General features: G+C 61.3%; 10 protein-coding genes and 1 tRNA gene. 2 read left to right on the top strand and 9 right to left on the bottom strand.

Going from position 1 to position 15,482, the window contains the following annotated elements; translation table 11 throughout:
* Positions 1–111 precede the first annotated feature (111 nt).
* Positions 112–909, top strand: a complete 798-nt coding sequence (locus tag A477_RS0102250) for a TIR domain-containing protein (RefSeq protein WP_017197418.1) — start codon at positions 112–114, stop codon at positions 907–909.
* 246 nt (positions 910–1,155) lie between these two features.
* On the opposite strand, the gene A477_RS0102245 is transcribed toward A477_RS0102250, so the two are convergent.
* Both A477_RS0102245 and A477_RS0102240 read right to left on the bottom strand, forming a co-directional pair.
* Entirely contained in the window at positions 1,156–2,208 is a 1,053-nt protein-coding gene (locus A477_RS0102245; protein ID WP_017197417.1) for a tyrosine-type recombinase/integrase, read from the bottom strand.
* 86 nt (positions 2,209–2,294) lie between these two features.
* Positions 2,295–2,376: transfer RNA gene (locus A477_RS0102240), tRNA-Leu, on the bottom strand.
* A 196-nt stretch (positions 2,377–2,572) separates the two neighbouring features.
* Here A477_RS0102240 and A477_RS0102235 point away from each other — a divergent pair.
* Positions 2,573–3,178: an ANTAR domain-containing response regulator gene (locus A477_RS0102235; protein ID WP_011774540.1), complete on the top strand. Its 606-nt coding sequence runs from the start codon at positions 2,573–2,575 to the stop codon at positions 3,176–3,178.
* A gap of 133 nt (positions 3,179–3,311) precedes the next feature.
* Here the strand turns inward: A477_RS0102235 and pyk are convergent, their stop codons facing one another.
* From pyk to trpC, 7 genes are all read right to left on the bottom strand, one after another.
* Entirely contained in the window at positions 3,312–4,805 is a 1,494-nt protein-coding gene (gene pyk / locus A477_RS0102230; RefSeq protein ID WP_026005294.1) for a pyruvate kinase, read from the bottom strand.
* Positions 4,806–4,859: 54 nt separating this feature from the next.
* Complete coding sequence (locus tag A477_RS0102225) at positions 4,860–6,317, bottom strand: glutamate synthase subunit beta (RefSeq protein ID WP_017197415.1); 1,458 nt, start codon at positions 6,315–6,317, stop codon at positions 4,860–4,862.
* Positions 6,310–10,923: a glutamate synthase large subunit gene (gene gltB / locus A477_RS0102220; RefSeq protein ID WP_017197414.1), complete on the bottom strand. Its 4,614-nt coding sequence runs from the start codon at positions 10,921–10,923 to the stop codon at positions 6,310–6,312. The genes A477_RS0102225 and gltB overlap by 8 nt, the downstream gene beginning before the upstream one ends.
* A gap of 259 nt (positions 10,924–11,182) precedes the next feature.
* Positions 11,183–12,337, bottom strand: a complete 1,155-nt coding sequence (gene lgt, locus A477_RS0102215; protein ID WP_017197413.1) for a prolipoprotein diacylglyceryl transferase — start codon at positions 12,335–12,337, stop codon at positions 11,183–11,185.
* Between the two features lie 21 nt (positions 12,338–12,358).
* Positions 12,359–13,171, bottom strand: a complete 813-nt coding sequence (trpA, locus tag A477_RS0102210; protein ID WP_017197412.1) for a tryptophan synthase subunit alpha — start codon at positions 13,169–13,171, stop codon at positions 12,359–12,361.
* Positions 13,171–14,547, bottom strand: coding sequence for a tryptophan synthase subunit beta (gene trpB / locus A477_RS0102205; RefSeq protein WP_017197411.1), 1,377 nt, complete (start codon positions 14,545–14,547; stop codon positions 13,171–13,173). Before trpB ends, trpA begins: the two co-directional genes overlap by 1 nt.
* A 114-nt stretch (positions 14,548–14,661) precedes the next feature.
* Positions 14,662–15,480: an indole-3-glycerol phosphate synthase TrpC gene (gene trpC, locus A477_RS0102200; RefSeq protein WP_017197410.1), complete on the bottom strand. Its 819-nt coding sequence runs from the start codon at positions 15,478–15,480 to the stop codon at positions 14,662–14,664.
* Positions 15,481–15,482: the final 2 nt, after the last annotated feature.

The raw sequence follows: 15,482 nt of genomic DNA, 5'->3' as shown, positions 1-15,482 counted from the left end.
CATCCGATCGAGGTCCGCGGACCCACATGGACGTCGGCTGACTATTTGAACCTGTCAGCTAGGGACGGCCGGTGTTCGCCCTGTTCAAGCCTGTGCCCGTATGCTCGGTTTGTGAAACCGTTCCTTAGTTGGTCAAAGGATATAAGCCGAGAGACCGCCAAATGCTTCGCGGCCTGGCTTCCCACCGTCATCCAAGAATGCCATGAAGTCTTTCTCTCGCATGAGATCAGCAAGGGGGAGCCTTGGTTCGAAAGGATTACTACGAACCTCACAACATGCGAACTAGGCATCGTCTTCATTACGGCTGAAAACCAGCACGAGCCATGGCTCAACTTTGAGGCGGGCGCATTGCTCAACAAGTTTGGAAAGTCCGGTGTCTGCCCGGTGCTAGTGAAGCTGAAGAAGGCCGATTATGTTGGTCCGCTCAGCAACCTTCAGCTCACTGAGTTTGAATCTGAAGCCGACATGCGAGGTCTACTGAGCACGATCAATGATCGGTGCAACAGTCCGCTCAAAGCTGACGTGCTGCGGAAGATGTTTGATACTTTCTGGTCGTCACTTGTGGAAAGCGTTGAGGAAGCCGTTTCCAACGTGTCGCAAACCCAACACCCCAATTCCGCTATCCGGCCAGTAGAACAAAAGATCGATGAGATCCTGAACCTGGTTCGGGCCCTCTCTTCGGAGTTCGACCACCCATCACTGTCTGATGGCCGGCTAAAGGAGCGCCTGGACTATTTCACGAAGAAGTACGGATCCCTAAACATGTATAGGAAGTCGGACTCTGAAGTTGGTCAAGTCATCGATTTTGGGGAACGAGACGGCAATTTGCAGTACGTTGTGGCTCATTTCAACGGTGAGTCTGGCGGCCGCGTGTACCTCAAGGACGAGATAGAAGTCATCCCGTTCTAGCAGGCAGAACGAGGGATTCTGGGCGTACCACCTTCTTGGAGGCGAATCACCCATTCTTGCATTGCCTGCCCGAAAGCGAAGCAGAGCCTCTCCGGAGGAGAGATACCGGCTCCCATCGATTCGTGACGAGAAGGTGGAGAATACTTTCGTGGCCAAATGGATCGACACATCTCTTGAGATATGCATCTCATCGGTACACGTGCCCGCAATCGCCTCATCTCCTGAGGAGACAATCCCCAACAGGACTCACCGCATAAACGCCGAAACTGACCGCTCCGTGGCATCCGCCCCGGCCTGCAAGGCTTCCGGCACGTCCTGAATTAGCCAAGAAGCATGCGTGTGCCGTAGATCGTGAATCCGCGGGTTCTTCCTCAGGCCGCGCTCTTGGGCAACCTTGACCGCCGGCATCCAGTAGTGGTGCCAGAACAGCTTGTGCACGATTCTCTCCCCCTTAGGCGTCGTGAACAGCAGATCACTGCTCGGCCGTCCAGCCACCAAAGGAATCAAGAGGTCCACTAGGGCAGGGTTCAGCCCAATCGACCGCTTCCCAGCGCCCGTCTTCGTCGGCCCGATGTAGAACTGGTTCTGACCATCCCGCTTCCAGGCTTTGTTGATGCGCGCAGTAGCCGGCTTCCCTAACAAATCGATGTCAGCCACGGTCAGCGCCGTCGCCTCCCCAAACCGCGTCCCCGTCATCACCAGGAAGTTCGTGAAGTCCCGGTACCGCTCCCCCATGTTCTCCATGATCAAGCCGAACTCCGCGTGCGTGAGGAACATCATTTCGTCCTCGGCCTTCTCAACGCTCGGCAGTTGCACGCCGCGGCAGGGATTGCGTGTGATGTACCCCAGCATCTCCGCGGTGTTCATCGACGCAGAGATCAGCCCGTGCACATTCTTGATCGTCTTCGGTGAGCGTCCCTTGGCCATCATGGACTTCACCCAGTAGGCGATCATCCGGTAGTCCAGCTTGTCGACGGGGACGTGGCCGATGACCTTTTGCACATGGAGATCAAGCATCGTCTGATACGTCTTGACGGTCCCGCTCGACGGCCTGATCAGGAGGTCGATGTGCTCCTGGATGACTTCGCCAACTGTGGGTATCTTCGCCCTGTTGTCCAGAATTGCCTGCTGGGCGATCTCGAAGGATTGACCGTTCGCATCGAGCAACCGCTTGAGCGTTTCAGCCTCATGCGCGGAGTCGACAGTGATGCCCTGCTGCTTCCGGATCTTGGGGTCGCGCCAGACCACCATGAAGGACGAAGAGCCGTCCTTTTTGACGCGTTTCCGGATACTAGCCACATAAAAATGCTAGTTCCGTGTCAACAGATTTGGGGGTTTTGTCAACAGTCAGGGGCCATATAGGCCCCTGACCTGCGACAACACAGTGCCCGAGGTGGGACTCGAACCCACACACCTTTCGATACTGCATTTTGAGTGCAGCGCGTCTGCCAATTCCGCCACTCGGGCGCGGATTACCGGGAAGTTAATTTTCGCTGACTGCTCGTGTCTGTGAGCAACGCGATCCTTTCCCAGCACGCGAAATTACTATACATGCAGATAGGCTGAATCAAAGAACCGGGCGCGCTGATGCAACAAAAACCAGCCATCAAAGAGTCCACACTAAGATGGACATGAACCCGCCGAACCTTTTCAAGGAGATCCCGTGACCGAACAGACGGAGTCCACGTCCACAGCCCAGCCGGCCCGACGCGTTGTCGTAGCCGAGGATGAGACCCTCATCCGCCTGGACATTATCGAGATTCTGAAGGGCGAGGGGTACGACGTCGTAGGCGAGGCAGACAACGGCGAGAAGGCCGTGCAGCTGGCCGAGGAACTCAAGCCTGACCTTGTCCTCATGGATGTGAAGATGCCCGTCATGGACGGCATTTCGGCTGCTGAGAAGATCGTCAAGGCACGCATTGCACCTGTTGTACTGCTGACCGCTTTCAGCCAGAAGGAACTGGTGGAGCGAGCACGCGACGCGGGTGCCATGGCTTACGTCGTCAAGCCTTTCTCCCCCGCGGACCTCATCCCGGCCATCGAGATTGCCCTCTCCCGCCACGAGGAGATCAAGGCCCTCGAGAACGAGGTTTCGGACCTCCAGGAGCAGTTCGCCACGCGCAAGCTTGTAGAGCGCGCCAAGAGCCTCCTGACCACCAAGATGGGCCTGACGGAGCCGGAAGCTTTCCGCTGGATCCAGAAGACCTCTATGGACCGTCGCCTCAGCATGCGTGAGGTTGCCGAGACCATCATCAACCAGGTCAACTAACGTCCCCAGCAGTAAACGCACGACGACGGCCGCTCACCTCACGCGAGGTGGGCGGCCGTCGTCGTCATCACTAAGAAACCAAAAAATGCGGGCCCCGCCAATGGCGGGGCCCGCATTCAAGAAAGCGAAGAACTTAGCTCTTGGCCTTGGACTTCTTTTCCGGCCAAGGGCCAACGGGTTCCTTGCGTGAACCGTCGTCGGTCTTGGAGGTGTCGGCGAGGTCGCCTACCTTGTGGACCTTCAGCGAGTTCGTGGAACCAGCCTGTCCGGGAGGGGAACCGGCGGCGATGACAACCAGGTCGCCTTCGTCCACAAGATCCATTTCCAGAAGGCTCTTGTCCACCTGTGCAGTCATCTCGTCGGTGTGGCCCACGGAGGGAACCAAAACCGGCTGGATGCCCCAGGTGAGGGCGAGCTGGTTCCAGACGTGCTCCACCGGAGTGAACGCGAAGACCGGCTTGACCGGGCGCAGGCGCGAGAGGCGTCGTGCCGAGTCACCGGACTGGGTGAAAGTACAGATGTACTTGGCGTCCAGCTGGTCGGCGATCTCGACGGCGGCACGGGTGATGGCGCCACCACGGGTCTTGGGCTTGGTTCCCAGCGGGGGGACGCGCTCAAGGCCGTGTACTTCGGTGGACTCGATGATCCGGGCCATGACCTTAACGGTTTCGATGGGGTACTGGCCCACGGAGGTTTCGCCGGAGAGCATCACCGCGTCGGCGCCGTCGAGGACTGCGTTGGCGCAGTCGGATGCCTCGGCGCGCGTCGGACGCGGGTTGTCGATCATGGATTCCAGGACCTGGGTTGCCACGATGACCGGCTTGGCCCAACGGCGTGCCAGTTCAATGGCACGCTTCTGGACGATCGGCACCTCTTCGAGCGGCAGTTCAACACCGAGGTCGCCACGGGCAACCATGATGGCATCAAAGGCGTCGATGATTTCGTGGAGCTGCTCCACGGCCTGCGGCTTTTCGATCTTGGCGATCACCGGAACTCGGCGGCCTTCTTCATCCATGATCTCGTGGACACGCTTGATGTCAGAGGCATCACGCACGAACGAGAGGGCAATGAGGTCGGCGCCGCGCTTGAGGGCCCAACGGAGGTCGTCCTCGTCCTTTTCGCTCAATGCGGGGACGTTGACGGCAACACCGGGCAGGTTGATGCCCTTGTTGTTGGAGACCTTGCCGCCAACGGTCACGGTGGCAACAACTTTGACGTCGTCAACTTCGATGGCGCGCAGCGCCACTTTGCCGTCGTCAATGAGCAGGGCGTCGCCCACGTTGACGTCTTCGGTGAGGCTCTTCAGCGTGGTGGAGCAGATGTCCTTGGTACCCGGGACGTCTTCGGTGGTGATGGTGAACGTGTCGCCCACGGCCAGCTCGTGCGGGCCGTCAACGAATCGACCCAAGCGGATCTTGGGTCCCTGAAGGTCGGCCATGATGGCCACGGGCTTGCCCAGTTGGGAGGCAGCCTTGCGGACGTTTTCGTAGGTGTTGTCATGCACGGAGTAGTCGCCGTGGCTCATGTTCATGCGAGCAACGTCGACGCCGGCCTCCAGCACCGCGAGGGTGTTGTCGAAGCTGGAGATAGCCGGACCGAAAGTTGCCACAATTTTCGCGCGTCTCATATACCTACCCTAAGTAGTCATGCTGATTGAGTAAAAGAAGTGTTCCTGCCGGCGCTATAAGACCGCTATCGCCCGGTCGGTGGGGGCGACCGGTGCCGGGAGGATGGTGCTTCCCATCAGGAACCTGTCCACTGCAGCCGCGCACGCACGGCCTTCCGCAATGGCCCACACAATCAGTGACTGGCCACGTCCGGCATCACCGGCGACGAACACACCCTCGGTGTTCGTCATGTAGTAGCCGTCGCGGGCAACGTTGCCCCGACCGTCGAATTCTGCACTGACCTGCTCCGTGATCCCTGCCGGCTCAGCACCGGTAAAGCCAAGGCTCAAGAACACGAGGTCAGCTGGAATGATTCGTTCTGTGCCGGCCTTGGGCAGGCGTTTGCCGTCCACGAACTCGGTTTCAGCAACTTTGACGCCGGTGAGCTTGCCGTTTTCTCCAACAAACTCAACGGTTGATGCAAGGTACGTACGCTCGCCGCCTTCTTCGTGGGCGCTGGCGACCTCGAAAAGGGTGGGGAACGTCGGCCACGGCTGGTGCGCTGCACGTTCGGCGGGGGGCTGCTTGCCGATCGCGAGCGTGGTCACCGAGGCAGCCTGATGGCGGTGGGCGGTGCCGATGCAGTCAGCACCGGTATCGCCACCACCAAGGATGACAACATGCTTGCCGCGCGCATCAATGTGGTTCTCAGGGTTCTCCCCCGCCACCTTGCGGTTGGACGGGACAAGGTAATCCATGGCGAAATGCACACCGTCGAGGTCGCGGCCAGGGATCGGCAGGTCTCGCGGGACAGTGGCACCGGTGGCGACAACAACGGCGTCGTAACGGCGTCGCAGTTGCTCCCAGGTCACATCGGTTCCCACAGCGACGCCGGTCCGGAAGCGAGTACCTTCGGCCTTCATCTGCTCCAGGCGGCGGTCAACCTGTTCCTTCTCCATCTTGAAGTCGGGGATGCCGTAGCGGAGCAGGCCGCCGATCTTATCGTCGCGCTCGTACACAGCAACAGTGTGGCCCACTCGGGTCAACTGCTGTGCCACAGCCAGGCCGGCGGGACCGGAGCCAACCACAGCAACCGTCTTGCCGGTGAGGCGAGTCGGAGGCAGGGGCTGGACCCAGTCGTTGTCGAAGGCCTGGTCGATGATCGAAACCTCAACCTGCTTGATGGTCACAGCGGGCTGGTTGATACCCAGCACGCAGGACGCTTCACAGGGTGCAGGGCAAAGACGGCCCGTGAACTCCGGGAAGTTGTTCGTCGCGTGAAGGCGCTCAATAGCTTCTTCACCCTTGTCCCGCCACACGAGGTCGTTCCACTCGGGAATGAGGTTACCCAGCGGGCAGCCCTGGTGGCAGAACGGTACGCCACAGTCCATGCAGCGTCCCGCCTGGCTCTTCAGGACGCCCTTTTCCTGGGCTTCGTACACTTCCTTCCAGTCCATGATGCGGACGGGAACGGGACGGCGTGGCTGCGTCTCGCGCTGCCGGACTTTCAGAAATCCGCGTGGATCAGCCACCGGTTACCTCCAGGATTCGAGACCATACTTCTTCGCCATCGGGGTCAAGGCCCTCTTCGATTGCGTCGAGACGGGTTTGCAGGACTGCGGCGTAGTCTCGCGGCAGTACTTTGGTGATGCGGGCGGCGGTGTCGTCGAAGTTCTCGAGCAGACGGCCGGCCAGGACGGATTCGGTTTCCTCAACGTGCTTGGTGAGCAGGCCGTGGACAATGTCGCGGTCCTCGGCGTCGAGCTCCAAGAGCTGGAGTTCACCGGTATCGAGGGCCAACTTGTTGACGCGCTCAGGCTGCAGGTCCAGTACATAGGCGGTACCACCGGACATGCCTGCACCGAAGTTGCGGCCGGTACGGCCGATGATCAGCGTCTGGCCACCGGTCATGTACTCGCAACCGTGATCGCCAATACCTTCGACGACGGCAGTCGCACCGGAGTTACGGACCAGGAAGCGTTCGCCAACCTGGCCTCGCAGGAACATTTCACCGCTGGTGGCGCCATAACCGATGACGTTGCCGGCAATGACGTTGCGCTCCGCCTGGAACACATTGGTGCGGTCCGGCCGAACGATGATGCGTCCACCGGAGAGGCCCTTGCCGACGTAGTCGTTGGAGTCGCCGAACATGCGCAGCGTGATACCTGCAGGCAGGAAAGCCCCGAGGGACTGGCCCGCGGTACCGTTCAGCGTCACATCGATCGTGTCGGTCGCCAGCACATCTGTGCTGAACGTCTTGGTCACCACGTGGCCGAGCATCGTCCCCACGGAACGGTCCGTGTTGATGACGTCCAGGGTGATCTTGACGGGCATGCGGTCGCTGAGTGCTTCCTGCGCCATGGTGATCAGCCGCTGGTCAAAGTGCTTGTCCAGCTCGTGGTTCTGGCCGGTCATGTTGCGCAGCGGCACGTCGTCGTCGAACTCAAGCCCGTGCAGGATGGGGTCGAGGTCCAGGCCTTCGGCTTTCCAGTGGTTGATGGCTTCGCGGGTGTCCAGGACTTCGGCGTGGCCGATTGCCTCTTCGAGGCTACGGAAACCGAGCTCGGCCAGGATCTCGCGGACTTCTTCTGCGAGGAACTCGAAGAAGTTAACCACGAATTCGGGCTTGCCGTTGAACCGGGAGCGGAGCTCGGGGTTCTGCGTGGCGACACCCACAGGGCAGGTGTCCAAGTGGCAAACACGCATCATGATGCAGCCTGAGACAACCAGCGGTGCAGTCGCGAAGCCGTATTCCTCGCCGCCCAGCAGGGCAGCAATGACAACGTCGCGGCCGGTCTTAAGCTGGCCATCAACCTGGACCACCACGCGGTCGCGGAGACCATTGAGCATGAGCGTCTGCTGGGTCTCGGCAAGGCCAAGTTCCCAGGGCACGCCCGCGTGCTTCAGCGAATTCAGCGGCGAGGCGCCGGTACCGCCGTCGTGACCTGAAACAAGCACGACGTCGGCCTTCGCCTTGGTGACGCCGGACGCCACCGTGCCGATCCCGACTTCCGAAACCAGCTTCACGTGAACACGGGCCGAAGGGTTGGCGCGCTTGGCATCGTAGATGAGCTGCGCGAGGTCTTCGATCGAGTAGATGTCGTGGTGCGGGGGCGGGGAGATAAGTCCGACGCCGGGGGTTGAGTGACGTGTCCGGGCTACCCAGGGGTAAACCTTCTGGGCCATCAACTGGCCACCCTCGCCGGGCTTGGCACCCTGCGCCATCTTGATCTGGATGTCATCGGCGTTGGTCAGGTACAGGCTGGTGACACCGAAACGGCCGGAAGCGATCTGCTTGATGGCGGAGCGGCGCTCCGGGTCCAGCAGGCGGTCAACGTCCTCGCCACCCTCCCCGGTGTTGGACTTGGCGCCCAACCGGTTCATGGCAATTGCCAGGGTCTCGTGGGCTTCCTTGGAGATGGAGCCGTAGCTCATGGCGCCCGTGGAGAAACGCTTGACGATGCTGGAAACGGGCTCCACTTCCTCGAGCGGAACAGCCGGACGGACGCCGTCCTTGAACTTGAGGAGACCGCGGAGGGTCATCAGGTTCTCGGACTGATCGTCAATGCCCTTGGTGTAGGACTTGAAGATGTCGTAACGGCGTTCACGGGTGGCATGCTGCAGGCGGAACACCGTCTCCGGGTTGAAGAGATGCGGTTCGCCGTCGCGACGCCACTGGTACTCGCCGCCTCCGAGCAACGGCTGGTGCGGGTGCTCGATGCCGCCTTCCGGGTACGCCATCTGGTGGCGTGCCGAAACTTCCGCGGCAATGACGTCCAAGCCGACGCCGCCCAGCTGGGAGTGCGTGCCGGAGAAGAATTCGTCCACGAGCTCCTGCGACAAACCTAGTGCTTCGAATGTCTGGGCACCCGTGTAGGAAGCCACAGTGGAAATGCCCATTTTGGACATGATCTTCAGGACACCCTTGCCGAGGCCCTTGATGAGGTTGTAGACACCGTCTTCCGCCGTTACGCCCACAACGTCGCCGTTGGAGATCAGCTGTTCCACCGATTCCATGGCCAGGTATGGGTTGACAGCAGATGCACCGTAACCGATGAGGACTGCGACGTGGTGCGTCTCGCGGACATCGCCGGCCTCCACCACGAGCGCGGTCTTGGTGCGGTTGGCGCTGCGGAGCAGGTGGTGGTGCACTGCGCTGACCAACAGGAGCGAAGGAATCGGTGCCCACTGCGCGTTGGAGTCGCGGTCGGACAGCACAACATACTGCACACCGCGGTTGATGGCACCGGAAACCTGCTCGCAGATCTCGGTCAGGCGTGCACGGAGTGCCGCTTCTCCACCCTCGGGGCGGTAAAGCCCGCGGACCTTCATGGCGATGCGGTCGCCGTCGGGACTTTCGATGTTCGCGATCTTGGCGAGCTGATCATTGTTGATCACGGGGAACGGCAGGGAGATCTGCGGCTGGCGGACCTGCTTGCCATCCAACAGGTTGCCGTTGGGACCGATGGCGCACTTCAGTGAGGTGACCAACTCTTCGCGGATAGCGTCCAGCGGAGGGTTGGTGACCTGGGCGAAAGACTGCACGAAGTAATCGAACAACAAGCGCGGACGCTTGGAGAGCACAGCTACTGGAGTGTCCGAACCCATGGCGCCCAAGGGCTCAGCGCCGGTGCGGGACATGGGCCCGAGCAGGATCTTCAGCTCTTCGGTGGTGTAACCGAAGGTGCGCTGGCGGATGTTGACGGACGCAGCCGTGTGAACAACGTGCTCGCGCTCGGGGAGCTCGTTGATATCGATCAGGTTGTCCTTGAGCCACTCGGCCCACGGGTTTGCTGCAGCGACCTCGGCCTTGACCTCGGCGTCGTCGATGATGCGTCCGGCCTCGGTGTCCACCAGGAACATCTTGCCGGGAGCAACGCGGCCCTTCTTGACCACGTTGGAAGGCTCCACCTCGATCACGCCAACTTCAGAGGCAAAGATGATGAGGCCGTCTTCGGTGATCCAGTAGCGTCCCGGGCGCAGGCCATTGCGGTCCAATGTTGCTCCAACGAGGTTGCCATCGGTGAAGGAGACAGCGGCAGGACCGTCCCACGGCTCCATGAGCAGTGAGTGGTACTCGTAAAATGCACGGCGGGCGGGATCCATGGTGGCGTGGTTTTCCCACGCTTCCGGAATCATCATCATGATGGAGTGCGTGATGGGGCGGCCGGACAGCCAGAGGAGCTCGGCTACCTCGTCGAAGGAAGCGGAGTCCGAGGCACCAGGGGTGCAGATCGGGTACAGCTCTTCGGGGACGGAGCCCAGAAGCGGGCTGGCCAACTGGGACTGGCGGGCACGCATCCAGTTACGGTTGCCCTTGACCGTGTTGATCTCACCGTTGTGGGCAATGGTGCGGAAAGGCTGAGCCAACGGCCATGACGGGAACGTGTTGGTGGAGAAGCGTGAGTGGACGATTGCGAGCTTCGTCTTGAAGCGCTTGTCCGAAAGGTCCGGGTAGAACGGCTCCAGCTGGGCGGTGGTCAGCATGCCCTTGTACACAATGGTGCGCGAGGACAGGGACGGGAAGTACACGCCGAACTTATTCTGGGCACGCTTGCGGATACGCCAGGCTCGTGAGTCCAGCTCGTTGTGCTCAAGCTGCTCACCGGTGGCGGAGGCAAAGAACGGCTGCGAGAAGTAAGGCATACAAGCCCGTGCCATGGCGCCTACGAGGTCGGCGACCACGGGAACCTCACGCCATCCGAGAACCGTCAGGCCCTCGTCAGCAGCAAGTGCTTCAATGCCGGCCTTCGCAGTTTCTGCTTCGCGGGATTCAGCGGGAAGGAAGGCAGTGCCCACCACGTACTGGCCCGGGGCAGGCAGTTCGAATTCGGTGACGGCCCGGAAGAACTCGTCCGGAACCTGCATGAGCAGGCCCGCACCGTCACCGGTACCTTCGTCGGCGCCCACGGCGCCGCGGTGTTCGAGATTGCGGAGGGCAGTCAATGCCGCTTCCACGATGTCGTATCCCGGTTCCCCGCGGAGCGTGGCAATAATAGCCAGGCCGCAGGCGTCCTTCTCCTTGTCAGGGTTGTAAAGACCCTGAGCCTCCGGGAGCGCGGCAAAGCGCTTGAATGGAGACATGGCACCCTGAGGTTCGATATTTTCGGACCAACCGGGGTTATGAAGATGGGTCATGGGAGACGTCCTTCCTCGAGATCGTGCGTATGGAAGGGACAACGTTGGCCCCACCTTGCCTGCCCTGTGACGGGCACAACAAAGCGCTAGTAATTGGAATTGTAGGCCAGCCGATCCAGCGCAACGAACAGTTACGCAGACCTCTGGCCCCGGCTTGACCAGTGAACATCGGTATGCTGCGATCCGGTTTCCGGGGTGCCACGACGCTGTGGACTGGGCCCTACGAGCGGTGACTCTGTTGCCCCTTTACCGAACGCGACTACTTGGTGTCGTCTGCCTTCGGCGTGGATCCGGGGGCCTTCCTCGCGGCAGTAGCAGCAGATGTGGAACCGGTGCCGGACGTGCTGTCCTTATCCCTGTTCTCTGCTGATTCCTGCGGCTCGTCAACGTGGCCCGGATCGCTTTGGTTATCTGGGAGATTACCACGCGAACCAGCATCTGAGACAGATGCGTCCACATCATGACTGGTGACGCTGGTCACCGCTGCGGGGTCTTTTTCCGCTTTCTTTTCCGGCTCCCGGCCCGGCAAATAAGGAGTGTCCGGCACCGGACGGCCCCGCCTCCCGAGGATGAAGAAGATCGCCAGCGCGGCAATAAAGACGAAGATGCTGGTCCACACATTGAGCCTGGTGGTGATGCCAAAAAGACCGATCTGTTCGGCATCATCAATGCGCAGCGCTTCAATCCACACACGGCCAAGCGTGTAGTACACCGCGTACAGCCAGAACAACCGGCCCCTACGGAAGTTGAACTTCTTGTCCAGGAGCAGCAGGATGGCCACGCCAACGAGGTTCCACACCATCTCGTAAAGGAACGTTGGGTGGAAGAGCGTGCCCGCAGCCATATCCGGCGGGAAGTTGGCATTGGCGGGATCGATTTCGAGTCCCCAGGGCAAGGTGGTGGGCGCACCGAAGAGTTCCTGGTTGAACCAGTTCCCCAAGCGGCCAATGGCCTGTGCCAGCAACAATCCAGGAGCAGCGGCGTCGAGGAAAGCGGTCAACTTGACGCCGGCCCGCCGGCAGCCGATCCAGGCACCTACCGCACCAAGGATCACGGCGCCCCAAATGCCCAAACCACCACGTTGGATTTGCGGGATCAGGGAAAGGTCTCCCGTGCCGTCAAAACCCGGGCCGAAGTACGCATCCGGTGAAGAGAACACGTGGTAGAGGCGGCCGCCGATGATGCCGAACGGAATAGCCCAGATGGCAATGTCCCACAGGCTGCCCTCCGGGGTCCCACGGCGCTTCCAACGGGTGGATGTCAGCCACAAGCCAACGATGATGCCCGCCAGGATGCAGAGGGCGTAAGCGTGGATGCGCAATGTCCCCCACGGTAGCGGAATGTCGAAACCGGACCACGACGGGCTCGGGATACTCAAGGGGACCATTGCCGCAGCGTGGAGGACGGTCTGCATTCGCTTCGCTGTTTCCTTTTCCTAGGCTTCTGCAGCTGCGCGGCCCAAGCCGGCGCTGAGGTTCTTGGTGAGTTGTCCGACGGCGTCCACGCCGCCATCGCGGAGGGCCGCCACCAAAGCGGTGCCCACGATCACGCCGTCCGCGTAGGCGGCGATCTCGCGGACGTGATCCGGGTTGGAGACGCCCAAGCCTACGCAGACGCGCTCGGCACCGGCCGCATGGGCACGGGCCACCACGTCTTGAGCACTGCTGCTGACAGAGGTGCGTGTTCCAGTGACACCCATGATGGAGACGGCGTAGACGAAACCACGGCTTGCCTTGACGGTCATGTCCAGCCGCTCCGGGGTGGACGAGGGTGCCACAAGGAACACCCGGTCCAAACCGTACTTGTCCGAGGCTTCGAACCATTCATGAGCCTCGTCGGGTACCAGGTCCGGCGTGATGAGCCCTGCTCCCCCGGCTTCGGCCAACCTTCGGGCGAACTCGTCCACACCCATGCGCATCACGGGGTTCCAGTAGGTCATCACCAGAACTGCCGCATCAGTAGCGGCCGTAATTCCGGCAACCACGTCAAAGACATTCGCAACCCGGAATCCGTTGGAGATCGCTTCCGTGGTAGCGGCCTGGATGACTGGTCCGTCCATCACGGGATCGGAGTACGGGATCCCGATTTCGATCAGGTCGGCACCGTTGCGGGCCAGGGCTATGCCGGCCTCAATGCTTTCCTGAACCGTGGGGTAACCCGCGGGAAGGTAGCCCACCAAGGCGGCGCGTCCTTCTGCTTTGGCGCGGTCAATGGCGACAGCGGATTTGCTGGCGAATTCTTCAGTCATCAGTTCTGGTCCTCGTTGACATCCACGGCTGCTTCGGACGTGCGCTCGGTGGGTCCCTTGGGCTTGCGCGTGGACAGCGTAGTGCCCTTGACGTGCCCTTCCTCATCCAACATGTTGAACCAGGCAGCTGCAGTTTCCACGTCCTTGTCGCCACGTCCGGACAGGTTGACGATCACCGTCACGTCCGACGGCGTGTCCTTGCCTTCGGTGAGCCGCTTGCCGATCTTGATGGCGCCGGCCAGGGCGTGGGAGGACTCAATGGCGGGGATGATGCCTTCAGTCCGGCACAGCAGGCTGAACGCATCCATGGCTTCGGTGTCAGTCACGGCCTCATAGGTCACACGCCCGATGTCGGCCAAGTAGGAGTGCTCCGGTCCGACGCTCGGGTAATCCAAGCCGGCCGAAATGGAGTGGGATTCGATGGTCTGGCCGTCTTCGTCCTGCATGAGGTACGAACGGGCCCCGTGAAGTACGCCTGGACGGCCCAGGGAAATGGCTGCAGCGTGGCGGCCGGTCTCTACACCTTCGCCGCCGGCTTCAAAGCCGTAGATCTTCACGGAGGCGTCGTCGAGGAAGGCGTGGAACAAACCGATCGCGTTCGAGCCACCACCGATGCACGCAGCGATGGCGTCGGGAAGCTTGCCCGTTTGCTCCAGGATCTGGCTGCGTGCTTCTTCACCGATGACTTCGTGGAAGTAGCGGACCATGGCAGGGAACGGGTGCGCACCAGCTGCAGTGCCCAGAAGGTAGTGGGTGTGATCCACGTTGGAAACCCAATCCCGGAGGGCATCGTTGATGGCGTCCTTGAGCGTCTGGGAACCATTGGTCACCGGAACCACCGTGGCGCCCAGCAGCTGCATGCGGGCCACGTTCAAGGCCTGCCGACGGCAATCCTCCGCCCCCATATACACCACGCACTCGAGGCCCAGCAGGGCTGCGGCCGTGGCACTTGCAACGCCGTGCTGACCGGCACCGGTCTCGGCAATAACGCGGGTCTTGCCCATGCGCTTCGCCAGGAGTGCCTGGCCCAGGACGTTGTTGATCTTGTGGGAGCCAGTGTGGTTGAGGTCCTCGCGCTTGAGGAAAATTCGTGCTCCCCCGGCGTGCTCCGAGAAGCGCTTGGCTTCGGTCAGGAGGGAAGGCCTGCCGGAGTAGTTCTTGTTGAGGTCCTTCAGCTGCGCGATGAACTCGGGATCAGCTTTGGCCTTTTCAAAAGTGTCCTGGACTTCGTCAAGGGCGGCGATGAGCGACTCGGGCATCCAGCGTCCGCCATAGCTGCCAAAGTAGGGCCCCGATGCGTGCCGCAGCGAAGGGCCACCTTGGAGGAATGCGTCCGCCGCATTCTCTTCTGAGCCGGCTGTTGGCGCGTCGACCATCAGTCTCACCGTCCTGTTCCAGTTAGTTCATTGGGTAGTTCCACGTGCCACAAGGCAGCCGCAGGCTCCTGCCCGGGCTGCCTTGCAACTATTCGCCGTGATTCAGTTACTGCCTCAGTTCCTGACGGCGATGGCGGCAGCTCCAGCTGCCTTGAATTCAGTGATGCGTTCGCGCGGCGTGGAGTCGCTCACCAGCGCTTCCCCCACCAAAATGGCGTTGGCGCCCGCCGCGGCATAATGAGAGACGTCCTCGGGGCCCCTGACGCCGGATTCCGCCACGATGACGGACTCGGCCGGAATCAAGCCGGCCAAGGATCCGAAAACTGAGCGGTCGACGTCGAGCGTTTTGAGGTTGCGGACATTGACGCCAATAATTTTGGCCTGCGCCGCAACTGCGCGCTCGATCTCTTCCTCGGTGTGCGTTTCCACCAGCACGTTCATCCCGAGCTCGTGGCTTAGCGCACTGAAGTCGGCAAGCTCCGAGTCGGACAACGCCGCGACGATGAGCAGGATGAGGTCGGCTCCGTGGGCACGGGCTTCCCAAATCTGGTACTCGTCAACGGTGAAGTCCTTGCGCAACAACGGAGTTTCGACGGCGGCTCGCACCGCGTCGAGGTCCGCCAGCGAGCCGCCGAACCGGCGCTGTTCCGTGAGCACGCTGATGACGGAAGCTCCGCCATCGGAATACTGCACTGCGAGCGACGCGGGATCGGCGATGGAGGCGAGGTCACCCTTGGAGGGACTGCGGCGCTTGATTTCAGCGATGACTTTGAGGTCGTCGCGGATGGACGACGGACCACCGAGGGCCGCCCACGCGTCACGAGCGGGGGCAGCATTTGCGGCGCGCTCCTTCAGCTCCGCGAGGGACACGAGGCCGCGTCGGGCCTCCATGTCCTCCTTGACTCCACCAATGATGTCATCGAGTACGGTCACGA

The organism is Arthrobacter sp. M2012083, assembly GCF_000281065.1.
Taxonomy (GTDB): Bacteria; Actinomycetota; Actinomycetes; order Actinomycetales; family Micrococcaceae; genus Arthrobacter.
Note: the sequence above shows the minus strand (reverse complement) of the source record. Positions and strands in the feature narration are given on the sequence as shown.